Below are 26,088 nucleotides of genomic sequence, written 5' to 3' on the forward strand. Positions count from 1 at the left end.
AATGAGTAACGACAAAAAAAAATGGACGCTCAAAAGCATTGCGGCGGAATTAGGTGTGTCAAATGCAACTGTATCGAATGCTTTTAACAGACCAGATCAACTCTCTAAATCCAAACGAGAAGAAATCCTAAAAGCCTGTAAAGAATTGGGTTATTTTGGACCTAACAAGGCAGCCCAATCGCTGCGTAAGGGCTCGTTTAACATTGTCGCGCTGGTACTACCCGATAGCGTTGAATATATGGTATCAGATCCCGTTGCGAGTAGCTTTATGCGAGGAGTTGCAAGCGTTTTAGAAGCTCAGCATATTAACCTACTCTTGTTCTCAGGCACCGCAGATAATGTCGGAGACATTGTCGATTTCGTCGACGGCTTAATTTGTTATGGCCGCCCGCGTAATCCCAAGTTAATTGAGCATCTTGCGAATGTTAGCAAACAGGTTGTGACGGTTGACTTTGATTTGCCCGCACATGCCAGTATTAATATCGACAACCAACAAGCCGCCTTTGATGTAGCGAGTAAAGCATTAAACGACAATAGTGATGTTGCTATTTTTGGTTTGAGATTATTAGACACTGATTTGCTATGCCGCGTATATGAGCAGAACCTAACAGATATAGAGACCTCTATTGCGCATCAGCGTTATAGCGGATATCTCAAAGCCATTGAAGAGCGTGGGTTAACACTTGGCGAAGACAGAGTGTGGAATATTCCTGAAAGCAGCGAAAGGTTTGCAAATATCGCCGCAAAAGAACTACTTAACCTCTCACCAAGGCCTAATACCGTGCTGTGTATGAGTGACTTAATTGCACTACCGCTGTTAAGAGAAGCCAAAAAACTTGGTGTAAAGATACCGCAGGATCTTAAAGTCGTTGGTTTTGATGGCGTTGATGAAGCGCTACGCTTTAGTCCCAGCTTAACTACCATTCATCAAAATAGTGAAGAAAAAGGCCGAGAAGCAGCCAAACTCTTCTTAAATAAAAGCGATGATAAAGTAATGCTTGGCTATACCTTAAAAATGGGGCAAAGCTGTTAATTGCCCCAAGCTAAATACTCAAATACGAGAAGTTCCTTACGGACACATGCCTTCCATTTCGAAAAGCACCTCTCCCCAAGGATCATAGAATGTCCATGTACAAAACTCTCCACCTACACCTCCACCAGAATTGCGACTTGGATATCGCCCAGTAGCTGGCGGTAAATCAATAGCACCATCTGAAGTATCACTACTTTTCACACTCGCTTTTCTATATATATTAAGCGTTTCAAGAACACAATTCGATACTTGATTTAGGGTTGCAGGATTCTCTCGTAAATAGCGCACAGATACTCCTGCGAATGTCGTCATGTCTTTATTTAAATCCATGCGGATATCATTACTAAACTCTAAATTATATACCACTCTATGGTTGCCATTAATTGCATCATAAAATTTTATATCTATCATTCTTCTGCGCGGTACATACTCTACTTGACCTGTAAATCCAACACCTCCCACACCTACCGTGTAACCAAACTGAGTAACACGAGTAGTCTCAAATGCCGCCCTTAAGCTACCATACTCTTCAATTAATGCATTTTCCGCACGTCTTCGTAGAGTCGTTCTTGTCCTTTCGTCGAACGCGAGTATTGCAGCTCGGGTAATAGCTTCATTTTCACAGTTATTTTCAGATAACGCTTGTTGGCGGCTAGTGCTAGTATTGATACCCAGTGTAGATTGCATACTTGATGAATTATACTCTTGGGAAACTTTCGTTGTTGCCCGGCCCCAAGCATCATAAGACTTGATTAACTCGTCCGCTAATGCATTTGCATGATCTGGTACAGGTAAAATTTGGCTTAGAAGCTCCATTTCCGCACTAACCCCTCCTTGATTAGCATGCCATAACCTATAAAGCCACTTCTGTTTTGAGTTTGCGTTGATAATTGAGACTTCTTTAGTATCAGAGTAACATTCTTGAATGTAATCCCTATCGAATACTCCTTCATTTTCGTAACACGTCAGTGCTGGCAGATACTTTTTAGCAAAGCTTTCCGCAGTACTTGCATCGCATGTATAACATAGTTCCAAATCATACATTTTTCTGGTTGAAGCTTCAGCTGTAGCAACCTTAGTTAAGGTTAATACAGCCGCTACCACCGAACTTGACACTAACAGGTATTTATTCACTTATATTCTCCTTAATATAATCAGCTGAATAAATCCAGATTAGTAAAGCATGAAACCATATCAGGAACAAGAATATTCACAAGCAAACACATTTACCTAACAATTTTGTTTGAAATCAGTCCTGCTGTGATTAAGAATATGCAAGATATTACTAAACAAGCCGCTAAGCCATACTCCAAAAAGATCCACCCTGACAATACTGTACCGAGTAATCGCCCGATGGCGTTCGCCATATAATAGAAGCCCACATCGAGTGACACTCCATCACTATCGGCCAAACTCACAATAAGGTAGCTATGAAGAGATGAATTGATAGCAAACACAATACCAAAGAGTAAAAGCCCACCTACTACGGCTAAGCTTGTCCAGAGCTGCGCTTGAAGTGAAATAGCAATCAACAGCGGAATAGCCGCTAAATACAACGCCCATCCACTGACTTTACTTGGTGTTGATGCAAACTTATCACGACCAATAAACCTAGGAGTTGTTGATTGCACGATGCCATAACCGATAACCCAAGTAGCCATAAAGCCACCAACCCACCAATGATCCCAACCGAACTGCTGCGATAAAAAGACTGGAAGCGCAACCACAAACCAAACATCCCGTGCTGCAAATAAAAACAATCGCGCGGCAGACAGCATATTAATTGCTCGGCTTTTTGAAAATACATCGCTAAATTTGGGTTTGCTTTTAGCCTTGCCTAAATCGCTTTTTAAGCTGATAAGGCTAAACAACCACACTAATAGCAACATGATTGCCATTAACCACATCGCGCCGGTAAAGCCAAGTAAGGTAAGCAGCAGCCCGCCAAGAAAAAAACCAACGCCTTTTAGCGCATTTTTAGAGCCGGTAAGTATTGCTACCCACTTAAACAAGGTCCCTTCTTCACCCGATTTTACGATGGCCTTTATCGCACTTTTGGCACTCATTTTATTGAGATCTTTGGCAATACCTGAGAGCGCCTGTGCTGCCATAACATAAGGCACGGTGAGCCAGTGCGTTGGTACTACCAACATCAATAATGCCACTATTTGTATGCCTAACCCAATATTCATGGTGCGGTTTAAGCCAATGCGTGCGCCAAGCCATCCTCCAATTAAATTGGTGACAACACCAAAAATTTCATAAAAGAGAAATAGCATGGCAATTTCAAGCGGGTTATAACCCAATTGATGAAAGTAAAGCACCACCAACATTCTGAGCGCACCATCCGTTAAGGTAAACGCCCAATAGTTGCCTGTCACAATGAGATATTGCTTGATATTTTGAGGTATATTGCGCAGCTGCATAATGCTTTATTCGCCTAACGACAATCCGACTTTACGTACTAATTCCGCGGTACGATTTGCATAGCCCCACTCGTTGTCATACCACACGTACAACTTAACCTGAGTACCATTAACTACCATTGTAGATAACGCATCGACGATACTAGAGCGAGGATCCGTTTTATAGTCAATAGAAACCAGTGGTCTTGATTCATAGCCTAAAATTCCGTTAAGCTCAGTAGCAGCAGCTTGCGCCATCCAGTGGTTAATCTCTTCCACTGTGGTTGGCCGCTCAACCTCGAAAACGCAGTCTGTTAATGAAGCATTCGCCAATGGAACACGAACGGCGTGACCATTTAACTTACCTTTTAATTCAGGAAAGATATGGGTAATAGCAGTCGCTGAACCCGTTGTTGTCGGAATTAAACTCATGCCACAGGCCCGCGCACGGCGTAAATCCTTATGTGGCGCATCCAAAATGGTTTGCGTGTTGGTGATGTCATGAATAGTCGTCATCGAACCGTGCTTTATGCCGATATTTTGTTGCAGGACTTTTACCACAGGCGCTAAGCAGTTTGTGGTACAAGAAGCGGCTGTAACGATTTGGTGGGGCATATCGTCATATAGATGGTCATTCACTCCCATCACAATATTCAATACTCCTTCTTCTTTTACCGGTGCCGTAACAACAACACGCTTAACGCCTTGATCTAAATACTGTTGCAGCAAAGCTTTGGTTTTCATTTTGCCGGATGCTTCGATCACGACGTCACATTGAGACCAGTCGGTTTGCGCAATCTCTTTGTTTTGAGTCACCGACAACACTGTTTCACCTATTTGGATCTGTTCATCTTGAAAAGACACACTGTGATGCCATTTACCATGGACAGAATCAAACTCTAGCAAGTGTGCTAGGGTTTCTGCATTGCCCGCAGGATCGTTAATTTGTACAAACTCGATTTCAGGCCAGTCAAAGCTAGCGCGAAGCGCCAAACGCCCCATTCGACCAAAACCATTGATCCCTACTTTAATTGTCATAAGAACTCCAAAATCTAATTATTAGTTACAGCAAGTTGCCATGCGTGTTGGCCGTTCGCCCATCGCATTTAGCCTCTCTAACTCAGCTTTTATATAATCTGGTTGATGCATAACCGTGGCGTTTATCACCGCCTTCATCCATAGCGGTAGCGTTGGGTTTATAGAATAAAATACCCATTGTTTTTGCTTGCGATCACATAGAATTCCAGCCTTCTTTAGCTGCGCCAAATGCCGTGACACCTTGGGTTGGCTGTCTTGTTCAAGCGCAGCCATTAGCTCGCAAACACATAGCTCACCTTCCACCATCAACATGGCAAGCGTTTTTAAGCGGATCTCATCCGCTAAGGATTTATAAAATTGCAAGGGTGTAAGTAGCGTATGTTGTGGCTTACCTTCGCGTAGTAGGGAAATAACTTGTTCATTGATGTCGAACAAGGTTTGCTCATAAGCATTATTGCGATTTCGCTCAGCTGGACTCGCAATATCCCACGCAAGGACATGTTCTCCTTGCAGTTTACCTTCGCATTCAGATTGCACTTCAGAGCATAAGGTCACCACCACATCAAAGTGTTCGTCCTTATACTCATTGAGGTGTTTACTGTACAGATTGTCCGTATTAATCCCTAAACGGCGTAGCATTGACAGCGTAGTCGCATTCACAGTGCTCGGCTTAGTGCCTGCACTATAAGCATGAACATCCGAACCACCATGAAAGTTAGCTAGCGCCTGCGCTAAAATTGACCGCGTTGAGTTTCCAGAACAAAGAAAAAGTATCTTCATCATTGCATAACAAATTAATTATATAACTTTATTGTTATATAGATAATCCGCTATGTCAATTACGCTTTGTTGATATTTATCTATACATAGCAGCTCAACTAAGATTGCGAGCCGCTACCAAGGATAATCGATGTTGAGGAACTTAAAGCCAGCTTTCTACGCGCAACTTTGGCTCCTCGCTATGGTTAGAAAAGCAGCGATTGAATGTTATAGCTCTGCTCTGTTGCGTTTTCAGAAGTTTTAATCATGGCTTCATCTTTTGCGAGATCAACTCGCAACTCCGCTTTTGCATTATTGCCCTCCCAAGTTATAACCAGATTTGAGCCTTGGCATGTTACTGCAAAATTGCCATCAAATGCGCAGCAAGTATTACGCAGTTTAATTAGAGTTTGCAGACCCTTCACGACAGGTTTATCGAGTGCAGCTTCCACCATCACTACATCCAAATAAGGGCGGTTGATATCGCGCCCAACATTACTTTTTTCAAGGAGCGCCATGTCATTTTCCATCGCCAATAGACCACCGTAATAAACTTGTGGTACTCCAGGGCAAAAGAACTGAACTGCTCTTGCTACTAAATAATAAAAATCATGCTTCCCTAAGGCTTCATAATAACTGCAATTGACTTGATACAAGTCGACATTGCTCGCTGCAGCGCCGGTTGCCTTGCGGCTTTGACCATTACTGTTGCTATGGATCTGCTCAACCAAAGCATCAATTTGATTGGCATCGAGTAACCCAGGTTTATCCCCTTCAGGCCCTGCGTCAATAATGCCAATTCCGTCATGAGTATCCAGCACCGTTAGACAATTACGCGGCGCAATGTCCAACCACTTGGCTAAAGCCGAAAAATCTTTATTGAATAAACTGTGTAAAATAAGCGGAGGGAGCGCAAAATCATAAACACGGTCGACTTTGCTGGCAACCTCTACTTGAGTTTTGTAATAACTGTGAATTTCGGCAATGGTTTCCATGCCAAGTTCATTGGCGCGCTTAGATAATTGATTGATAAAAGCAAAGGCCTCATCAGTCATAAAACAGCTGGTATTTGCGCGTTTGATTGCATATCCTGCGGCATCTAGTCGAATAATTTTCACTCCACTGTCTGCAAACAATGTTAAGACTTTTTCTAAATAAGTGCGCCCCGCTTCTGACTCAACATTAATATCAATTTGGTTATCAGTAAAAGTGGTCCAAAAATCCACAACTTCGCCACTCACTAACACCTTTTTAGAAAAGCAACTTCCTGGCCTCGGACGATAAATTGCTTGCGCTTGCACTTGCGTGATGCCATCAGGAAAGACATCTTCTTCTTTTAAAAACATCGACCAAAACTGTGACTCTTGGCCATGAGCCAACACATCTGCAAATTCTGCTGACTCTCCTGACACATGGTTAACGATAAGATCTGCCATTACCTCATAGTGCTCGGCAATCAACTTAATATGTTGCCAATCGCCCAATCGTCCGTCGACTTTGGCATGGTCAATCGGGTCGAAACCTGCGTCACTACCATCAATTGGATAGTAAAAAGGCAAAATGTGGACACCACCAAATAGTCCAGCTAACGGGCCCGTTAGTAACGTATTTAATTGTGCAAGGCCGCCGCCAGACAGGCGGTCAGCATACGTGATCAACTGAACTTGGTTTTTCATAATTTACTCATTAAAAAAGTTGAGACTTAATCGATTAAGTTATATCTTTAATCATGAACAAACAATAATCAAGTTTTATCGTAGCGTTCTACTAAAAATAATTCGCTTAATGCAGATTAGTATTACACTCAGTCTTATGTAAAGAAGTAGACCAGCTACATAACAAAGCCCTTCAAGAGGTGAACAATGAGCAGCAAGTCGAATCACACTCAGCTCAACACATTGCGCTGGTTAACTTATATGATGTTTTTGATGTTTGCGATGACATCAGACGCCGTTGGCGTGATCATTCCAACACTGATCAGCGAATATCAACTTAGCATGACCCAAGCCAGCGCCTTTCACTATGCGCCAATGATTTTAATTGCCTTTAGCGGCTTATGTTTAGGATTTTTGGCAGATAAAATAGGTCGTAAGCTCACGGTGTTAATTGGCCTCATGCTATTTTCATCCGCATGTTTCTTGTTCGCACTGGGTGAAACTTTCACCATGTTTTTAATGCTTTTATGTGTGATTGGATTAGCCATTGGTCTATTTAAAACAGGGGCCCTCGCTCTTCTAGGCGACATTTCTGACGGCGCACAAGAACATACTCAAACCATGAATAAAGTCGAAGGCTTCTTTGCCATCGGCGCGATAATTGGCCCTGCAATTGTCAGTTATCTATTGATACAGGGGGTGAGTTGGACCTATCTTTATGTGCTTGCTGGTGGGCTGTGCTTAATACTCAGTATCGTGACTTTAAGCACTGAGTTTCCCAAGTTTAATACCGCTCATGCACAAAACAATGCGGGCCTCTCACACACAGCAGCGATGCTCAAGAACAAATATGCACTTGGCTTTTCCCTCGCCATAGCACTCTACGTTGCAACTGAAGTCGCAATTTATGTATGGATGCCCACTTTATTACAGGATTACCAAGGTGATTTAACTTGGCTTGCAACTTATGCCCTCACCATCTTTTTTATTTTACGTGCAGTAGGTCGCTTTATGGCTGTATGGTTACTCGCTAAGTACCGTTGGCAAAGCGTAATGCTAGCGCTGAGCTTTGCTATATTTGTATGCTATTTTTTAACTTATCTTTATGGTGTTAATGCCGCTATCTATACGCTCCCGCTAAGTGGTTTATTTATGTCTATGATTTACCCAACATTAAACTCAAAAGGGATCTCTTGTTTTGACAAAGCTCAGCATGGCTCTGTTGCTGGTGTGATGTTGTTCTTCACCGCACTTTCTGCTGCGCTAGCACCACTTCTGATGGGTATGGTGAGCGATTACTTTGGCCATGTTAGCTATGGCTTTGTACTTGCGACCGGGTTTGCATTTTTACTCTTTGCGGCCATGCTGTACAACTGGTTAAAGGACCCTGCCCGCTTACTATTGAGCAAAAACGCTAAGTTGCAGCGAGTGTAACCCCTCCAACCACAAATTTTTCGCGGGTTAAAATTCATAAAAACCAAAGCATTAAAATTTTGTTTGAATTATTGATTAATTTTTAATTGCAACCAAATTAAATTGTGCTAAAAATAAACTTAATCGATTAAGTTTATTTTTAATAGACCGCACGAGTTTGACAACGATAACAAGAGGCAAATGATGACAACAATCAAAACCACCCTATTTACACTCAGCGCACTCACGCTTGCAATCTCTCACTCGGCGGCCGCTGAAGAAAAAGCACACACTACGCCTGCCGATGGCTTCGAGAAAATAGTCGTAACGGGTGTACCAAAGCGAACAACCATTATGGCATCGAGTGTTTCTGTTAGCAGCATAGGACTGGAACAAATCTCTGTTGCAACCCCAGAACTACCGCTGAAGCATTCAAACTAATTCCTGGTGTAAGGTCTGAATCAACTGGTGGTGAAGGTAATGCAAATATCGCTGTACGTGGTCTTCCTGTCGCATCCGGTGGCGCTAAATTTTTGCAGTTACAAGAAGATGGCTTGCCTATTTTGCAGTTTGGTGACATTGCTTTTGGTAACGCCGATATTTTTATGCGCCTTGATAATACCGTGGAGTCAATCGAGTCTATTCGTGGTGGCTCGGCTTCGACTGCCGCCAGCGACGCTCCCGGAGGCATTATCAACTTGATTTCAAAAACGGGTGAAAATGAGTCAGGCAGTGTTGTCACCACGTTTGGTTTAGATTATGACGAGTTTAGAACTGATTTTGAGTATGGGAGTTATTTAAGTGACGACATAAAATTTCATATTGGTGGCTTTGTGCGTCAAGGTGAAGGCCCACGTGACACCGGCTATACCGCAAATAAAGGCGGCCAACTCAAAGCCAATATCACCAAGGAATTTGAAAGTGGCTACGTTCGTTTATATGTAAAACACCTTGATGATAAAACAGCAGGCTACCTTCCTATGCCAATGTATTCTAATGGCGACTCCATCAGCAGCTTTGATGTACTGTCAGATACACCTCACTCTGTTTATTTCACCGCCACGCAAGGCTTAGGTGGTAACAATCAAATTCGTCAAGGGGATATGCGAGACGGAATGCACCCTGTTGTTGATAGTATCGGCTTTGAAGCAAATTTCAAACTAGGTAATGATTGGCAAATCGAAAACAGGTCCAGAAAGTCGAGTATCTCAGGCACATTTATGTCGCCTTTCCCTGCAGAGATCGCCAATAGCCAAGCAATTGCCGAGAGCATAGCCGATACCGGTGCGACACTCACCTTTGCCAATGGACCAAAAGCGGATCAAGCGTTCAATCAAGCACTACTAATGCGCGTTCATACCTTCGAAGTGGAAATGAATGATTTCGACAACATCATGAATGACCTAAAGCTCACCAAGTCATTTGGTACTGACACGTCACTCACCTTCGGCTACTTCATGTCATCGCAAAATATCAATATGTCTTGGTTATGGAATTCATACTTGCTCGAGGTTAAAGGAGATAACGCAGCGCTTGTCAACGTGGCCGCTGCGGATGGCACTGCATATTCTGAAAACGGATTATATGCCTACGGTACGCCCTATTGGGGAAATTGCTGCCAGCGCAACTACGACACTGAATACGATACTCGTGCCCCATATATCGCCTTTTCAACAAAGCTCGGCGATATTTCAGTTGATGCGAGTGTGCGTCATGATTCAGGTAAAGCGACAGGTACATTTGCAGGTGCTGTAACATCTCGTGTAGATATCAACCGTGATGGCACTATATCAAAGCCAGAGGAGCAAGTTGCAGCCATCGATCTCGCTAACCCCAATGTGGTTAATTACGACTGGAGCTACACAAGTTACTCTGTCGGCGCAAACTACCAAATGACCTCAAGCAGCGCCATATTCGGCAGATTTAGTGAGGGCGGTCGTGCAAATGCAGACAGACTATTGTTCGGTAAAGTGAATATTGATGGCAGTGTTGCTGATGAAGACGCTGTGGATGAAGTGACACAATATGAATTTGGTATCAAACAAAAGTTTGAACAAGGTCGTCTATTTGCAACTTTATTTTACGCCGAAACAGAAGAGCAAAACTTTGAGGCAACCAGCCAAAAGTTCTTTGACAGGCAATACGAAGCACAAGGTATTGAACTTGAAGGTGTCTATTTTATTGGCTCCTTCGACTTACGAGGTAGCTTAACTTGGACCGATGCTGAAATCGCAAAAGATGCACTCACTCCCGAAGTCGAGGGTAACACGCCAAGACGGCAAGCTGACTTTGTTTATTCCTTATTGGGTAAATATAACTTCGATCAAGGTGCTATCGGTTTAAGCCTAATCGGCACCACTGACGCGTACGCACAAGACAACAACGAGTTAAAATTTGACGGTTACACTCAGGTCAACGCGTTTGCAAGTTATGATCTGACTGAACGCTTCAATATCGCGTTAAACGTAAACAATCTCTTTGATACCACTGGATTAACAGAAGCCGAGGAAGGTGTAATTCCAACTAACAATATTATTCGCGCTCGCAGTATTAACGGCAGAACTACGTCTGTCACTTTAAAATACCGTTTCTAATTAGGGGTAGTAGTTATGCAATTAACATGTTTTGGCGAGATGCTTATCGATTTGTTACCTACCGGCGACGGTAGCTTTAAACCTATTGCTGGCGGCGCTCCAGCGAATGTAGCGGTAGGCTTTGCTAAACTTGGTGGCAGTGCTCGGTTTGTGGGAGGTTTTGCTGAAGATCCCTTTTCGCTGCAATTAAAATCAACCTTGGCGCTATATGCTGTTGGAACCGAATATTGTGTATCCATAAAAGGAGCGCAAACCGCCTTGGCTATCGTCCACCTAGACGCTCAAGGAGAACGAAGCTTTTCGTTTTACCGCAACAGTACCGCTGATATTGCAATCCGCCCAAAAGACTTTGAGCATTTGCAATGGCCAGATCACGGGATATTTCATTTTTGCTCCAACACGCTTACCGATGCAGAAGTGACAAGTACCACCATGGCGTTATTAAAGTCTGCTGCGGCTCATAATCAATTAATTTCATTTGATGTTAACCTGCGCTTGAATCTATGGCAGGACTTATCTTGCTTATCCGAACGTATAGAGGCTTGCTACCCCTATGTCGACATATTAAAAGTGAGTAAAGATGAGCTGAGATATCTTGCTGAAGAAAAGAACATGAGAGAGGCTAGCTATTTAGATTGGTTACTTAGTGTCGGCGTACAAGCGGTGATCTCAAGCGATGGGCCAAACCCTTGCAGTGTATTAACAGCTAAAGACTTTTATTCCGTCGCCTCTCCTACTATTGATGCGGTTGATACAACCGGCGCTGGGGATAGCTTAATGGCAGGGTTTCTATTTCAACTCAGCCAACATGGGATCTCAAAAGATACACTAGTGCAAAACTTCCCAACCGTAAAAAAGGCACTTAGCTTTGCTGTGAAATGTGGTGCGTTTACTTGTGAACACAAAGGTGTCATGCCCTTTATGCCAACGCTTATAGATGTGTCTGAACGGTTTTCTTCCTTCAACCCTGAGGCTTTGTTAGGTTAATACCTAAAGCGGGAAAAGGCTTTCCCGCTGTTTTATTATAAAAGTCGAGACTTAGAACCCGGTTTCATAGTCAATATGAGCAGAGTTTGTCGTCTCGTATGTACCATCAGTATAAAGAATAGTTGCAGTCGCATTGTACTGACGATAAGCACGAATGGTCATGTTACACGTCGTACCACCGCTGCAGTTCGCATCACCATTCCAAATTACTTTACTAATCGCTTTAGTGGCATTTGCGATATAGAACTTACCTGAAGTTGAATTACCGAAAGAAAAATCAATTCCAGAACAATAGCTAGTATTGTTACCCCACACATTACCGCCTGATTTCACGTTCAAAGAGCATTTTAAATCTGCCGCTTGCGAACTAAAAGACAGGCCACCTAGTACAACCAATACTGAAGCAATTAATGTTGATTTCATTATTATTTCCTTTGATTAAGAATAAGTTAAGTAATTTTTAGTGACCAGTTTCATACGAGATACGTGATACATTCGTTTCTTCGTATGTGCCATCTTTGTATAAGATAGTCGCCGTTGCTGTATGTGTTTGATACGCATAAACAGTAAGTGCACATTCAACACCTCCGGAGCAGTTTGCATCACCATTCCAAATCACTTTGTTAATCGGCTTGCTGATATTCGTTAAGTAAAATTTACCTGTAGTTGAGTTGCCAAATGAGAAGTCCATACCAAAGCAGGTTTGTCCGTTACCGATGACGTTGCCACCTCTTTTCACTTGTAGGTCGCAATTCAACTCTGTTGCGCCAACGCTGCAGGTACCAACTAGTGCAATAGCTGCAAGTATCTTAGTTATTTTTTGTTTCATCTTGCTCTCCTTATATTTATTATGTTAACAACCAAGAAACCTTGGTTAAAAAACAAACTACACAATAAAAATAAAAAATTCAATTATTTTAACCCAATAAAAACATAAAATTCACAATAAGTTCAGAAGGCCATGTTCATTCGAATTGATGGCAAGGGATTTAAACGCTGAGAGTCAGCTGTAGAGATTATCGAAATAATAGACTAAATAAAAAAGGCCGCAGCGGCGGCCAAACACATCATGGGTAAAACAATGAAGGGATGTAAGTGTGAATACACAGCCATTCTATGCGAATAACCATAAATTAAAATCACATTATAAAGATTGTTATCATCGCTTTTTTCGAACAGTCAATTTTCTACGACACTCGTGATACAATTGCGGGATTAAAAATTACAACTAATTAACCATGCCATTACTTTGGATTGTTACTTTACTTTGGGCGTTCTCGTTTTCTTTAATTGGTGTCTATTTGGCAGGCCAAGTCGATGCTTGGTTTAGCGCTTTATCTAGAACCTTGCTTGCTGCAATTGTGTTTATTCCATTTTTGAAATTGAACTCAGTGAATAAAGAGTTGATAATCAAGCTGATGGCAATCGGTGCAGTGCAGATTGGTCTGATGTATGGCTTTTACTATCATTCTTTTTTATACCTAAGCGTACCTGAAGTGTTGCTATTCACTGTGATGACACCCATCTATATTACTGCACTCAATGACTTACTAAACCGCTCGTTCAATGCCACCTTTTTGCTGTCTGCACTCATAGCTATCATTGGTGCAATCACCATTAGATTTACAGAGCTTACTAGCGATTACCTTTTTGGCTTGCTACTAGTGCAAGGCGCAAACCTTTGCTTTGCGATAGGCCAAGTAAGTTACAAACGCTTAAGTAACCATTACCAGCTGGTACACCACCAAAGCTTCGGCTTTTTCTTTATTGGTGCGTCCCTCGTGCTCGCCATTGGATTTATGTTATTCGGCAATCCCCAACAACTCCCAAGTACGAATCTACAATGGGGAATACTGATTTATTTAGGCTTGATTGCTTCAGGCGTAGGATATTACGTCTGGAACTTAGGACTGACCCGCGTCTCGGTGGGTGAACTCGCGGTAATGAACAATGTGCTGATCCCAGCTGGGATCATTGTCAATTTGCTGATTTGGAACCGAGAGGCTGACCTCGTTCGCCTTGGTATTGGTAGTGCTATTATTTTTGCGGCGTTGCTCTATAGTAAAAGCGGTGCAAAAGTATAACTCTTTTTTACTTATTTACTGGGTTCGACAGAGTCAAACTCCATGTGTGAATTGAAACACGCCAACGCTTCGATATCTTGATATGGCTCTGTTGACCAACATGCTTTTCTAAAACGCTCATACACTTCACGAAAAGGTGTACAAATTAGCTCAGATTCATCCATCATAATACAGCTAAAGTCTTCAGACTTTATTACAATATAGAGATACTCTCTTCCGCCTTCTTCAGCAAAAAATACGGAATCCCAAAAGTAGCCTTTCTGTCGCATCTCTTCTCTCGGAAACGCGATATTATCCTGCATATAAGCAAGTAATTCATCCACTTGAGGACGAGCATTCAAGTTTAATTTTATCTTTAGCAGTTTTGTTTCCATGGAATAAGATTAACTCCTCCAACCTTTAACCATTTTGGTACTAAGCATACTTTCCTTCATTTTTTATTCCTATTTTCTACTTATCATTTTCGTAGTAACGACTATACCTAATTCCCTCAAACGGGCCCAACTATAAATTCGTAAAATGTAACAAATTGTTTTACCTAAGATAACCATTAACGCCCATGAGCCAGATCTCTGGAGTTAGGTGTTTGACGAAAATTTCGTTAATATCTAGAGAAAAATAAAGTAAAAATATGATGACAAGAATCGTACAACTATTCCCTCTTTGGGCCATTATTTGCTCAGTAACCGCTTATCTTTTTCCGACTCTATTTAGCGCGTTTAAAGGCGGTATTATTCCGTTATTAATGTTGATCATGCTCACAATGGGTTTAACCCTCACTACAAAAGACTTTTTACGCGTGCTTGACAACAAAAAAGCCATTTGCGTTAGTGTACTGCTTCAATTTACCGTAATGCCGAGTGTTGCCTACTTGATTGCAACCACCATGAGCGTAGAAACTGACTTATTAATTGGTATGATTTTAGTGGGCACGGTTGCAGGCGGCACGGCAAGTAACGTTTTGTGTTATCTCGCCAAGGGAGATGTCGCGTTATCGATTTCTATGACCGCGATTAGTACTTTACTCGGCGTGTTCTTAACGCCACTGATTACCACATTGATGATAGGCCAGGTGGTTGATATTCAGTTTTCTGATATGTTGACGAGCCTGCTAAAAATTGTGCTATTTCCTGTGGCTGTGGGCGTTGCTTTCAATACCTTGTTTGCCAAACCACTAGCGCACTCTGTTATCAAAACAACTCCGATACTGCCTTTACTTTCAATGCTCTCAATCGTTTTTATCATTGCAGTGATCGTTGCTCTTAATCAACCTAAACTTCAAAGCATCGGGCTCGTTATGCTGGTTGCAGTGATCCTGCACAATACTACAGGGCTACTTTTGGGTTATTTCATTCCGAAACGGCTCGGTTTTGACGAGAAGGTATGTCGCACCATGGCCTTTGAGGTGGGCATGCAAAACTCGGGGCTTGCTGTTGCGCTTGCCATGAAGTTTTTTACTCCTGCGGCGGCCGTAGCAGGTACCCTATTTTCTATTTGGCATAATGTCAGCGGCTCGATATTAGCAGGAATATGGCGACGAAGCGCCACCAGCTCATCTGATAACTATAAAGCCTAATATCAAAGGTTAGGCTTTATTGTAATTGCTTATAAAAGTGAATTTTGCAATCCGATGAGCCGTTGATTTGTTCACAATTTACAATCTGGTAATCGCGGCTTATTAGCATCAATAGCATGTTTTTGAATAGGTTTCTCGACTTTACTCTAATGGCGCTATAGCCTTGCGCTTTGCACCAAGTTTCTTGCATCACCAACAGCTGCTTGGCAATACCTTTGCCGCGATATTCGGGGATGACCGCGCCTAACCAGCTATAAAACTCGTTGTTTGGCAGTTCGTGACCTAGCTTATACCCTACAGGCTTGCCTTGAGCGTACGCCACCAGCAATAAATATTGTTTATCTCGCAGTTTGTCTCCGACTTCCTCACCCTTTCTTGGCGTGGCAAATTCAGGAATTTGGTTTTCTATCGCAAGGAGGTCATCTATCGAGCCGACTTTATATTCTAGATTCATATTAATGTCTGTGTAATTGAAAAGGTATCGCCAACAGTCACTTCGGCATAAGCGCCGTTAATTAGCGTTAAATTCGGCGCTTGATGGCCTATATCCACATCGTATAGCACGGGGAAATCGCAACCAGTAAAGACTTTTTGCAATGCATCTAGGTGCGTCCAGTCGCAATCTTTTGCTAGCGGCTCTGGATTTCGACCAATTAAAACTCCTGCGACTTTCGAAAACCAACCTCGTAATTTAATACTTTGCAGTGCACGATAGTACGCCGCTGGCGGCATTTCGCCATTTTCAAAATATAAGATAATCGACTCATCAGGGTGCGCCTGTGAAAAAGCGTCCAGATCAAAATATTCCGTACCAGCCAATAACATGTGAATATCCAAACAGCCGCCTAATAATCGACCAGCAAACTGCTGCCGGTGATTGCCATTGGCCAAAATACGCCATTGAGTGCTCGCGGACAAGTTAAATCCAGCATCGGGAAAATCAACAAAATTGAGTGGCTCAGCTTCAAAATGTGTCGAGGGAAACTGCGTAAAAGAGTCATTAGGCGCGCGCCTCAAATGGTTAAAAAGTCCAACCGTTAAAGGGTCTTGTTGATGGGCATTTAATTGCATAAGGTTAGTTGCATGCACGCTTGCCCAGCCTAGTTTGCAAGTCACTGCGCTCAGCAAAGTGCTGACATCAGAGAAACCGATGAGCCATTTTGGCGGAGCATGCGCCAACTTTTCCCAATTAAGTAATGTCAGTAAATCCATTGCAATTGCACCGCCCCATGGCGGCATAATCGCGTCTATTGTGTCGTCGAGTAAGTATCCCATAAGCTCATTAGCACGGGTTTTGACATCCGCGCTAACGTAGTTGTGGTTATCGCGCAGGCATTCACCAACCACGAGTTCAAAACCTTGTTGCGTTAGATAATCCAAAGCGTTGTCTAGTCTCGCGTGCATAGCAGCAGGTACGCCCGCTGAGAATGCCGTGATCGCAATTTTACTGCCCGCTTTCAACGGTTTGGGATACTTCATCATGATTTCCGTTATTTTTTTGCTTATCCTACCTGAATTTCCGCTTTTGCATACTTTAAATTCTCCCGTTTCGGGCGAGCGATTAAGTATAGAAAGGTTAACGGCCCCAAGCGTCCAATCAGCATTAAAAATATGATTACCGCTTCACCGGGTTCGGACAATGAGCCAGTGATCCCTCGAGATAAGCCAACTGTGCCTAATGCCGACACGGCTTCAAACGTGATATCCGTTAAATTTGCCTGCTCGGTAATCGTTAAAATAAGGGTTGCGAGCATCACGGTAAAAAAGTACACCACGGTGAGACTAAGCGCCTTAAATACCGTTTCAGGCGAGATCTGTCTGTGTCCAATAGCGACTTGATCTCTGCGTCTCAAATAAGCGTAGGTTGCCATTAATAGCACCACCACTGTGGTTATTTTAAGACCACTGGCGGTACTCATAGAGCCGCCCCCTATTATCATTAACCAAATGGTCAGCACGGTACTTTCGTCATTAACCAGCGCAAAGTCGATACTGTTAAAGCCCGCTGTCCGTGGCGTTACCGCTTGCATCCAGGCGGTGATCACTTGCTCAGACAACGGCAAATTTCCGAGGGTCTCTGGGTTATTTGCTTCAAAAAGCCAAAATAAGCTAAATGCCAGCACATTCAACACCGCTGTTGCTATCAAGACTAACTTAGTGGCAGATCCAAACCGGCTCCAACGGCGTCTTTTCACTACATCCATCAACACCACAAATCCAAGTCCGCCAATCACAAATAATCCCGATATCACAAGATTAACGACCCAATCACCACGAAAACTGGTTAGGCTGTCATCATGCAATGCAAAGCCGGCATTGTTAAAAGCCGAAATAGTGTAGAAGAAGCTTTGCATTATCGCATCACCAAGCGGTAGCGTTTGATACCAATGGGCAAGCAAAATGGTAAATCCTATAGATTCGATGATCAGTGCATAAACTAACACGCATTTGGCTGTATCAACCAACTGATCAAATCGTGCTATGCCAAAGCTTTCTTTTGCGATAAGTTGTTTACTAATGTCCATTTGCTGCCCCATCCCCCGCAGCACCACAACCGTAATGGTCATAAAACCAAGTCCACCGATTTGAATAAGACTAGCAATAACAAGATGGCCAAAGGTCGTAAAATCATTTGGCGTACTCAATACGGCAAGTCCTGTCACCGTTACCGCGGAAGTTGCAGTAAATAACGCTTGCATCACTTTGATGTCTTGGGTGTGTGCTATCGGTAGCAACAACAAAATAGTACCTAAAGCTATCAGCCCACAAAACCCAATAAACAGAACTGCTGGGGGGCTTAACCTCAAGGGCTTTTTGCGGGCTTTGGGCTGGCTACTTGGATAGGGATAATAATGGGGACTCCATGTTTTCATTACGCCCCCAGTTTTAGCGCGATAGAATTTAACGCTTTTAACTGACCGCTGAGGATCACTTTATCATCTTCGTTGATCAAAAATGACTCTGCCGGATTGCTATAACACGCTTTGCCGCGCTGTACTAACACAGCCTTGATTTCGCCCTTTGCACGCTTTAATAGCGTTGCCAAAGACTGCCCGCAGCTTAATTTATTCACGATGACTTCCACCATATAAAAACCATGCCCCAATTGCATATATTGATTGACCATGGGGTAATTCAGTGTTTGTGCGACCCTGATCCCCATTTCTTCTTCAGGGCGGATCACGCGTGTTACGCCTAAGCGGGATAAAATTGTATGATGCGCTTCTGAGCTGGCCTTAACCCAAATTTGCTCAACGCCTAAGTTCTTTAACGACAGTACACATAAAATGCTCGATTCTAGGTTTTCACCTATGGCGACCAATACAGCTTTGCTTCTCGTAATATCTAGTTGGCGTAATGCCGTTTCATCGGTCGCGTCTAAAGAGGTGGCATAATCAATATGCTCAACAACTTGGTTCACCACACGTTCGCGACTATCTACCCCTATCACTTTGTTTCCAAGCCGCTTTAATTCCAAACAAGCCGCAAAACCAAATCGACCTAAACCAATAACTACAAATTGTGCCATAACAACCTCTATATACCCCGTTATGAGAAATGCTTATTGAGCGGTAAAAGTAAAAACCGATAACCAACCCCGGGCTCAGTTTCTATGATTTTTGGTGTAGCAGCATCGTCACTGAGTTTCTTACGTAACTGGCTGACCACAATCCGTAAATAGTGACTATCTTCCACATGGCTTTCGCCCCAAATTTGCTTTAATAAGGTTTGCTGACTGACTAACTCTTGTGCTCTTTGTGCAAGCATACTAAGTAGTGCAAATTCCTTTTTCGACAGTGCTAATGGTGCGTTATCCATAATGACTTGATGCTTTTGTAGATCTATCATCAACTTGCCGTAGTCAATGGCGAGCAAGCGTTTGTTCGGTACTAAATCTCGTAATAGCACTTTGACGCGCACTATTAGCTCTTTGATGCTAAAAGGCTTCGTCAGGTAGTCGTTTGCGCCGCCCTCAAGCAGTTTAATCTTCTCAGCCTCTTGATCTCGCGCAGTTAAGATCAATACAGGTAACTTGCTGGTTTCTCGGATCTTCTTCAAAATGCTATATCCATCAAAATCTGGTAGCCCGAGATCTAAGATAACTAAGTCTGGCAGCTCACCTTTTAACACCGACATGGCTTCCTTTCCAGTGCTGGCTTCCACATAATTCAGCCCTTCAGCTTTTAATGCTAAGCGGATAAAACGACGGATCTCTTCTTCATCGTCAATCAATAAAATGGTGTGAGTCATCAATGCGCCTCCTCTTTTGGCAAACTAACTTCCATTGTGCAGCCTTGCGTCGTCGGCAAAATGCGAATATCACCGCCGTGCGCACGAATAATACCTCTTGCCACACTCAGCCCTAAGCCACTGCCACCGTCTTTACTGGCGCTTTGCCGAAACGAGCTAAAGGCGGTAAAGACTTCTTTTTGCCGAGCAACGGGGATCCCTGGACCATTATCCTGAATAAATATCAACAACGCTTGCTGCGTTTCTCCAAAGGAAATCTCAACCCGCTCTCCATCGGGACTAAAGGTGACTGCATTTTCAATTAAGTTAAACAGGGCTTGTTCAATGAGTGCAGCTTGTATCGTGAGAATTGGACTCATATTCTGTGGCATTCTCGAGACGCATGGCGCGCCTAGCCGCAAAATCACGTTATCAATCAAGACATCAATAGACGTAGGTTGCTTCAACAGCGAAAGCTCATCCCCTTGATGCTGTAACTTGGTGGCTTGCAAAATATTTTCGATATAGCGAAACAAACGGTGGCTTTCTGATCGTGCGGACCCCAACAGCTCATTTTGCTCGTCTTGGTCTAACTTATCACGATAGGTTTCTAGCGTTTCGAGCGCTCCTATCACCGCAGCGAGCGGTGTGCGTAGATCATGAGAAACCGACAACAAGATATTGGAGCGCACATTCGCAACTAAAAGCTGCTGCTTTTGCTCTTTGATATAGCTCGATAAATAGCTGGTAGCTAATGCCACCGCGATAAATACCACTAAATTGACCACGTCTTCGGTGTTATTCATGTGAAGCGTGTATCTGGGCTCTGTGATAAAAAAGTTGAACACTAGACTGCTAACAACCGCCACCCCCAGTGCCATCCAACGTTTTGCGATGAGAGAAACAACAACAACCCCCAACTGCAATACCAGCAGTACACTGATCGCCGAATGTAGCAACGAGTCTAAGGCAACGGCAAAGGCACTGGTTAACAGCAAAACCAGAAAACTAACGAGATACTCGTTCTTGGCAATAAATCCATTCTCGGAAAACATAGTGACTCCAACTTGCGCTATGTCTTTATTCTATCCTTGTCGAAATTTCGTTGCCGTATAATTTGCGTAAAATTTACTTAACTTTAGGCTATTTAGCACAAGAGCCTGTTTATCTATCAAGTTTGTTTTTGCATGTTGATGATAAAAAGGCTAAGCGCATATCTGATAAAGCCATTGTGATACGCTGGCACAAGCTGTTCAAAAGCAACTGGATAACTTAGAAATTCATTGAAGAATGGCCGAGAGCGAGTACTGACCACTTATTGTAAAACACTCAAAAAACGACGGCGCACAAACCTAGCAAATTGTGAACGTTTGCTGGCTAGACCAAATAAAGGCTTTAGCAATAACTCCTCAAGCTGCGCTAGCCGTAGCCTCCCCCATGCCGTGGGCGATAAGCTTATTTTGACGTCGAGAAATACGTAAACGCCAATAACTGGCTTATTTTAGAAACACTTTTGATATGAGTGATGAACAGCTTTTTGTAATTCTAAGTCGAAACTGCCGTAACTATGGTGAATAGATAACAGTGGGTGTCTGTATTGTTCGTTTAATTAACTTGTTATATTTCCAATCAACTAATCTTGGAAATCCCAAGGTATTTCTTTTTTAAATAATTCTATAGAAGCTTCAACAACCTCTAGCGGTATATCTTTGTCATAAGCTGTCACTTCACGCGACTTTTTTGTGTCATCACGAAATATCTCAAGTATCAATTTACCCTTGAAGTAAATCTCAACTCCTATTCCATCTCGACCGTTACTGACATCACTTGCAATCGTGACCTCATACTCATAGTTAAGAATCACGACAGACTCCAAAGGAAATATAACACCGTATTAAGTGGACAACATTGATTGGCTACACTTTGTGAGGAACGAGCAAAAGCCAACCGTTTTTGTTCCGACTTAAATACCTTGTTAGCTAACTAGTACACCTATTACTAATTTTGTCTGTCGAAGCATGATTTAAAAACATCAACCATATCTTTAACTGTTTCAATTTCAATCGCGATATCATCTTTAACATGACAAGAGTAGAGTTCCTCTAGCTCAATTAGAACCTCAATAGAAGTAAGATCACCTACACCTGGCACATTCCTACTTGGGTTTATTTTTTCTAAAACACTTTGAAGTTTTACTTCGGAAAAAGAAACATGGTAATTCTTCGCAATAACTCTTTTAACCCTTTCCTCTATATCGTCATGCCCTAAAAACCTGGCTTCATTTTGAAGATTCTTAGCTTTATTTTGAAGTTTTTTCTGGAGGTTTTTTGCTTCCTCCTTGACCATTTTATCTGGGTCGTACTTAGCTAGATAAGAAAGCATTTCATCTGCTAGATCTTGATCTAAGATACTTATCAAGCCTAGAGCCAACTTTCTTTCTTCTGGATTCTTAGATATTATTTGTTTACCAAAAATTTCTAAAGTTTTTAGTTTTTTATTGTTTTCAGCTTCTCTTATTTGGAGCCGTATCTGGGCTTCGGCGATTTCTTTTGTATTCTGAACTTGTGTGTTGCTTATAACATTTGTCCCAATAATACCAATGACAGCTATAACTATTGGTGTAATTAATATTTCTATATAAGTTTTTTGCGACATTCGATTTTCAACACCTAATTAAGTTAGTTAGCTAACGCCCCAAGAAGGGGCAATAACAAGTGGGCTATAATACGGAACGAAGTGACGGGAGCCCACGTGTTATTGTCCCGCTTACTTGGCTTGTTAGCCGTACTATTTAACCAAATTGAAGGAAGTTTTTAGAGGAATATTTATACCTCTTATTGAATCCTTCATATCGAAATAAACTGTCCAAACCCCATAGGGGTCTCCCTGTTCGCCAATATATTTAATCACGGTTTGTGTTAAAAATACGGAAAGAGGGCTTATATCGAGCTTACCTTTAGCACACGGGATATTTTTCTCATTTATTGAGTAAGTACCATCAGGCTTTTCTACTTTAATATCACATAAAATTTCGAAGTAATTAGATTCATTTAATTTTGGATTAGCGAAAAATGGAAGGATAGTTAACTCTTCACCTAGCTTTACATCTTTAGCTTCAGAAAAATAGGGGATATTTTCACTGGGAGTATTCCATTTTTCTTCCCAGTCTTTATCTGGCGTTACGACCAACCAGCCACCAAAACCAGATTTACTTTTCTGATTTTCTGTTTCAGGAGCTTTATTCCCATCTGGCGTTAACCAACTAAAATCATCATTGCTAATGGCATTACCTGAGAGAAGTATAAATAAAGTAGGTAAGATTTTTCTCATAACTTTCCTTGTACGGCTAACAATTTAATATCGACCCAATGGGTCGTTTATCTACCGAGTCATGGGTCATTATTCTCATTGTACCAGTTTTATCACAATAACTAACTTGTTGCTACAGATATATTTTTCATCATTATGAAAAGGATGAAAACGACCCAGTGGGTCGTTTTCTTGACTATAAGAGAAATACGCCAACACTGTATATAAATACAGTTTCTTTTTAGAGCTAATTCAATGAGAACTCGTTCACCATTTCTAAACCACATCGCAGAGTTTATGCTGACTAAGCAATATTCGCTCAGAACAGTTGATACATATCTTAAGTGGATTTCTTCCTATATTCATTTTCATGATAAGCGTCACCCAGCTTCAATGGGCGATAACGAGGTTGTCGAATATCTCGACTACCTTGTGCTTAAACGTAATGTGTCGCCTAAAACACAAGCGACAGCGTTAAATGCATTATCTTTTCTGTATAAGCAAATAATTAAACAGGATTTGTGCCCCAATCTAACGTTTATCAGAAGCAAGCGCCAATCTAAGTTGCCAATTGTTATGACCCCCGAGGAGGTTAAACGTCTCATGTCGTTTTTAAGTAAACGATATTATTTAATTTCAGGCTTAATGTATGGTAGCGGCTTACGTGTAATGGAAGCTGTTCAACTACGAGTTCAGGACATTGACTTTGACTACAAGTGCATTCGGATCTGGAATGGAAAAGGGAATAAACATCGAGTGGTTACTCTAATTAATAAATCGCTGACACCCATCACTAATTTGCACCTTCCTAAAATTCGCCTAAGCTTAAATTCTGCACTCAAAGGATTGAGGAAACCAAACTATGGCTACTGCCCGTAAAAAACAAATTAGTTTAACCGACACCAAATATTATCACTGTATCTCCCGCTGCGTAAGGCGCGCCTTTCTGTGCGGTGAAGATAAATTTACTGGAAAATCATACGAGCACCGCCGTGATTGGGTTGAAGAAAAGCTCCTGATGTCGGGGTCTGTGTTTTGTATTGATGTCTGTGCTTATGCCGTGATGAGTAATCACACCCACATTGTTTTATATGTTGATGATAAAAAGGCTAAGCGCCTGTCTGATGAAGCGATTGTGATTCGATGGCACAAGTTGTTTAAAGGTAATTGGGTAAGCCAAAAATTTACTGAAGGTGAGCCACTCAATGAGTCGGAGCGATTGATACTCAATGAGCATGTCGCCAAGTACAGGGAAAGGCTCGCAGATATTAGCTGGTTTATGCGCGTACTTAACGAAGACATCGCCCGCCGAGCAAATAAAGAAGATAATTGTACAGGCCGTTTTTGGGAAGGACGATTTAAATCCCAAGCATTACTAGACGAGGCAGCATTGGCAGCTTGTCTAGCCTACGTAGACCTAAACCCCATTAGAGCCAAAATCGCCGCAACGCCTGAAACCTCAGACTACACCAGCATCAAAAAGCGCATCGACCACGCTAAGCTGGGCAAACAACCAAAAAGCCTACTACGTTTTGCTGGCAGCCCGCGAAAACATATGCCTAAAGGCCTACCTTTTGAACTCAAGTCCTATATTGAATTAGTTGAGCTCACGGGCCAATGTATTCGAGTCGATAAACGCGGGTATATCAATGAAGCACAACCGATTCTTACTCGACTCAATATAGAACCTGAAAACTGGATAAAACTCACTACGAAATTTTCTCGGGTATTTCACGGTGCAGTTGGTCGAGAACGAACAATAACCGCTTACTGTGAAACACTGCAAAAACGACGGCGGAAAATCTAACAAACTGCGAGCGTTTGTTGGCTTAGCAAAGCTCACATTCTCAACTCTAGAATTTCTTACTGTTGTATTTACAGCGCTTTGTCGTGCGCGATAACCCAGTTTTAGTGTAGAGATACGCTTGAGCGCTAAAAAATAACCTATCGATAAACGTTTTTGGCCAAAGTGACAGCTGTGCTTTCATACTTTTTTTACTTCACCTCCTCAGCTTTGATGTTAATAGTGATGGGTGTCGCTTATTTTCGACCTTAAATTGTTTGTTATAGGGCTTTACTACAATGAATATGGTCTTATATTCATAGAATACTCTTCCATACTCGGTTCCGCTTTATAAACAACCAAACTTTCATATGTAGAGTTAATAATTGACCTGAGTTCATCATCTAATTTCTCATGGTCAAAACGGTAACCTAATATAATTGAACGTATGCGCTTAGTTTCAAGAGGCTTGTCTATGTGCGCGTCATTTATTCCACTTGGATTGACATCTATGAAACGATACTCATCCTCGTATACCCAATCATTATGCTTTGTTATGATTGCAGCCCATAGATTTTTCATGAACTTTTCATTTTCTAGTAGTTCCTTTTTCATCATAACTTCCACTTCCGAGTCAGATATATCAGGGTATTTACTGAGAATAATTGACTTCATTTCCTGAGTTGAATAATAAAATGGTTTTAGTTTTTCATACTCAACTTTCTGATATGGAAACTGACTATCTAACTCATACTCCAAAATATAGCCTGCATGATGACTAGCATAATGTGACCACATAATCGGTGAACTTGGATTTCTACTCATAGATGCAATTCTTAGGTGTTTATTAATCACATCTGAAAATGCATCTTCTCGCTTGCCATCAAGCGTTTCAAAAAAAATCTTACTATCATAAGGGTCATTGAATTGATCAGCAGAAACGTACCTTAAAGCATGATACTTAAGTGGAGCGAGTATCGATTCAACTGACGCATCTTTACCAGCACTGTAATATTTAAAAAAATTCACTATTTATACCTTATGCTAACTCTGCCCTATAACGCCCAATTAAGGTGTGAAGCACGCTACCACGACACTCAATTTGACCAACGTAATCACTGAACTCAACCCAAGCCAAAAATGCCAAGCGTGCTGAATCACTCTTAAATTGTTTGTTAGTTGTCTTTATAACACGAAAGAGCTCATTTTTGCTTATTCAACC

24 protein-coding genes and 3 pseudogenes are annotated in these 26,088 nt (G+C 42.0%); 9 read left to right on the top strand and 18 right to left on the bottom strand.

Annotated elements, in window-relative coordinates:
- The first annotated feature begins 1 nt into the window (after position 1).
- The gene (locus GSF13_RS01195; RefSeq protein ID WP_010605303.1) at positions 2–1,033 is read left to right on the top strand and encodes a LacI family DNA-binding transcriptional regulator; all 1,032 of its coding nucleotides are present in this window, start codon (positions 2–4) and stop codon (positions 1,031–1,033) included.
- A gap of 36 nt (positions 1,034–1,069) precedes the next feature.
- Here GSF13_RS01195 and GSF13_RS01200 read toward each other — a convergent pair whose 3' ends face one another.
- The 5 genes from GSF13_RS01200 to gtfA form a co-directional block, all read right to left on the bottom strand.
- On the bottom strand, positions 1,070–2,167 hold the full coding sequence (locus tag GSF13_RS01200; RefSeq protein ID WP_211865704.1) for a hypothetical protein: 1,098 nt from the start codon (positions 2,165–2,167) through the stop codon (positions 1,070–1,072).
- Between the two features lie 92 nt (positions 2,168–2,259).
- Positions 2,260–3,459 carry an organoarsenical effux MFS transporter ArsJ gene (gene arsJ / locus GSF13_RS01205; protein ID WP_211865706.1) on the bottom strand — a complete coding sequence of 400 codons (1,200 nt, stop codon included), beginning with the start codon at positions 3,457–3,459 and terminating at the stop codon, positions 2,260–2,262.
- A gap of 6 nt (positions 3,460–3,465) precedes the next feature.
- Complete coding sequence (locus tag GSF13_RS01210; RefSeq protein WP_069019406.1) at positions 3,466–4,476, bottom strand: ArsJ-associated glyceraldehyde-3-phosphate dehydrogenase; 1,011 nt, start codon at positions 4,474–4,476, stop codon at positions 3,466–3,468.
- A 21-nt stretch (positions 4,477–4,497) separates the two neighbouring features.
- Positions 4,498–5,259, bottom strand: coding sequence for a metalloregulator ArsR/SmtB family transcription factor (locus GSF13_RS01215; protein ID WP_249122657.1), 762 nt, complete (start codon positions 5,257–5,259; stop codon positions 4,498–4,500).
- A gap of 182 nt (positions 5,260–5,441) precedes the next feature.
- Positions 5,442–6,911 (bottom strand): sucrose phosphorylase, encoded by a 1,470-nt coding sequence (gene gtfA / locus GSF13_RS01220; RefSeq protein ID WP_211865708.1) that lies wholly within the window; start codon positions 6,909–6,911, stop codon positions 5,442–5,444.
- Positions 6,912–7,097: 186 nt separating this feature from the next.
- Here gtfA and GSF13_RS01225 point away from each other — a divergent pair, with 186 nt between their 5' ends.
- The 3 genes and pseudogenes from GSF13_RS01225 to GSF13_RS01235 all read left to right on the top strand — a co-directional run bounded on the left by GSF13_RS01225 (position 7,098) and on the right by GSF13_RS01235 (position 11,884).
- Positions 7,098–8,324, top strand: a complete 1,227-nt coding sequence (locus tag GSF13_RS01225; protein ID WP_174169315.1) for an MFS transporter — start codon at positions 7,098–7,100, stop codon at positions 8,322–8,324.
- Positions 8,325–8,507: 183 nt separating this feature from the next.
- Positions 8,508–10,897: pseudogene (locus GSF13_RS01230) on the top strand (TonB-dependent receptor).
- Between the two features lie 15 nt (positions 10,898–10,912).
- Positions 10,913–11,884 carry a carbohydrate kinase gene (locus GSF13_RS01235; RefSeq protein WP_102057964.1) on the top strand — a complete coding sequence of 324 codons (972 nt, stop codon included), beginning with the start codon at positions 10,913–10,915 and terminating at the stop codon, positions 11,882–11,884.
- 51 nt (positions 11,885–11,935) lie between these two features.
- Here GSF13_RS01235 and GSF13_RS01240 read toward each other — a convergent pair whose 3' ends face one another.
- Together GSF13_RS01240 and GSF13_RS01245 are read right to left on the bottom strand one after the other, a co-directional pair.
- Positions 11,936–12,307, bottom strand: a complete 372-nt coding sequence (locus GSF13_RS01240; protein WP_174169317.1) for a hypothetical protein — start codon at positions 12,305–12,307, stop codon at positions 11,936–11,938.
- Positions 12,308–12,344: 37 nt separating this feature from the next.
- Positions 12,345–12,713, bottom strand: coding sequence for a hypothetical protein (locus GSF13_RS01245; RefSeq protein ID WP_102057963.1), 369 nt, complete (start codon positions 12,711–12,713; stop codon positions 12,345–12,347).
- Between the two features lie 409 nt (positions 12,714–13,122).
- On the opposite strand from GSF13_RS01245, the gene GSF13_RS01250 reads away from it, so the two are divergent.
- Complete coding sequence (locus GSF13_RS01250) at positions 13,123–13,968, top strand: EamA family transporter (protein WP_211865710.1); 846 nt, start codon at positions 13,123–13,125, stop codon at positions 13,966–13,968.
- 11 nt (positions 13,969–13,979) lie between these two features.
- Here the strand turns inward: GSF13_RS01250 and GSF13_RS01255 are convergent, their stop codons facing one another.
- Complete coding sequence (locus tag GSF13_RS01255) at positions 13,980–14,342, bottom strand: DUF6176 family protein (RefSeq protein ID WP_211865712.1); 363 nt, start codon at positions 14,340–14,342, stop codon at positions 13,980–13,982.
- Between the two features lie 257 nt (positions 14,343–14,599).
- Between GSF13_RS01255 and GSF13_RS01260 the strand changes: the two genes are divergently transcribed.
- The gene (locus GSF13_RS01260; protein WP_211865714.1) at positions 14,600–15,544 is read left to right on the top strand and encodes a bile acid:sodium symporter family protein; all 945 of its coding nucleotides are present in this window, start codon (positions 14,600–14,602) and stop codon (positions 15,542–15,544) included.
- A gap of 16 nt (positions 15,545–15,560) precedes the next feature.
- On the opposite strand, the gene GSF13_RS01265 is transcribed toward GSF13_RS01260, so the two are convergent.
- From GSF13_RS01265 to GSF13_RS01290, 6 genes are read right to left on the bottom strand one after another with little or no spacing between them, the layout of a single operon-like run.
- Positions 15,561–15,998: a GNAT family N-acetyltransferase gene (locus GSF13_RS01265; RefSeq protein ID WP_174169320.1), complete on the bottom strand. Its 438-nt coding sequence runs from the start codon at positions 15,996–15,998 to the stop codon at positions 15,561–15,563.
- Positions 15,995–17,026 (bottom strand): S66 peptidase family protein, encoded by a 1,032-nt coding sequence (locus tag GSF13_RS01270; RefSeq protein WP_249122658.1) that lies wholly within the window; start codon positions 17,024–17,026, stop codon positions 15,995–15,997. Before GSF13_RS01270 ends, GSF13_RS01265 begins: the two co-directional genes overlap by 4 nt.
- 20 nt (positions 17,027–17,046) lie before the next feature.
- Positions 17,047–18,417, bottom strand: a complete 1,371-nt coding sequence (locus GSF13_RS01275) for a TrkH family potassium uptake protein (protein WP_211865716.1) — start codon at positions 18,415–18,417, stop codon at positions 17,047–17,049.
- Positions 18,417–19,073 (bottom strand): TrkA family potassium uptake protein, encoded by a 657-nt coding sequence (locus GSF13_RS01280; protein ID WP_174169323.1) that lies wholly within the window; start codon positions 19,071–19,073, stop codon positions 18,417–18,419. Before GSF13_RS01280 ends, GSF13_RS01275 begins: the two co-directional genes overlap by 1 nt.
- Positions 19,074–19,093: 20 nt before the next feature.
- Positions 19,094–19,795: a response regulator transcription factor gene (locus tag GSF13_RS01285; RefSeq protein WP_010605286.1), complete on the bottom strand. Its 702-nt coding sequence runs from the start codon at positions 19,793–19,795 to the stop codon at positions 19,094–19,096.
- On the bottom strand, positions 19,795–20,829 hold the full coding sequence (locus tag GSF13_RS01290) for a DUF4118 domain-containing protein (RefSeq protein WP_174169325.1): 1,035 nt from the start codon (positions 20,827–20,829) through the stop codon (positions 19,795–19,797). Before GSF13_RS01290 ends, GSF13_RS01285 begins: the two co-directional genes overlap by 1 nt.
- Before the next feature lie 116 nt (positions 20,830–20,945).
- Between GSF13_RS01290 and GSF13_RS24515 the strand changes: the two are divergent.
- Positions 20,946–21,047 (top strand): annotated as a pseudogene (locus GSF13_RS24515) (transposase); the annotation flags it as partial.
- 360 nt (positions 21,048–21,407) lie between these two features.
- Here GSF13_RS24515 and GSF13_RS01295 read toward each other — a convergent pair.
- The 3 genes from GSF13_RS01295 to GSF13_RS01305 form a co-directional block, all read right to left on the bottom strand.
- Positions 21,408–21,638, bottom strand: coding sequence for a hypothetical protein (locus GSF13_RS01295; protein WP_211865718.1), 231 nt, complete (start codon positions 21,636–21,638; stop codon positions 21,408–21,410).
- A gap of 134 nt (positions 21,639–21,772) precedes the next feature.
- Positions 21,773–22,429 carry a hypothetical protein gene (locus GSF13_RS01300; protein ID WP_211865720.1) on the bottom strand — a complete coding sequence of 219 codons (657 nt, stop codon included), beginning with the start codon at positions 22,427–22,429 and terminating at the stop codon, positions 21,773–21,775.
- Between the two features lie 132 nt (positions 22,430–22,561).
- Positions 22,562–23,104: a hypothetical protein gene (locus GSF13_RS01305; protein ID WP_211865722.1), complete on the bottom strand. Its 543-nt coding sequence runs from the start codon at positions 23,102–23,104 to the stop codon at positions 22,562–22,564.
- 234 nt (positions 23,105–23,338) lie between these two features.
- Between GSF13_RS01305 and GSF13_RS01310 the strand changes: the two genes are divergently transcribed.
- Entirely contained in the window at positions 23,339–23,962 is a 624-nt protein-coding gene (locus tag GSF13_RS01310; protein WP_249122659.1) for a phage integrase N-terminal SAM-like domain-containing protein, read from the top strand.
- Positions 23,946–24,916 (top strand): annotated as a pseudogene (locus GSF13_RS01315) (transposase). The gene GSF13_RS01310 and the pseudogene GSF13_RS01315 overlap by 17 nt, the downstream one beginning before the upstream one ends.
- Before the next feature lie 244 nt (positions 24,917–25,160).
- Here GSF13_RS01315 and GSF13_RS01320 read toward each other — a convergent pair.
- The gene (locus GSF13_RS01320; protein ID WP_211865724.1) at positions 25,161–25,895 is read right to left on the bottom strand and encodes a DUF2971 domain-containing protein; all 735 of its coding nucleotides are present in this window, start codon (positions 25,893–25,895) and stop codon (positions 25,161–25,163) included.
- Positions 25,896–26,088: the final 193 nt, after the last annotated feature.

The organism is Pseudoalteromonas sp. M8 (genome assembly GCF_018141365.1).
Taxonomy (GTDB): Bacteria; Pseudomonadota; Gammaproteobacteria; order Enterobacterales; family Alteromonadaceae; genus Pseudoalteromonas.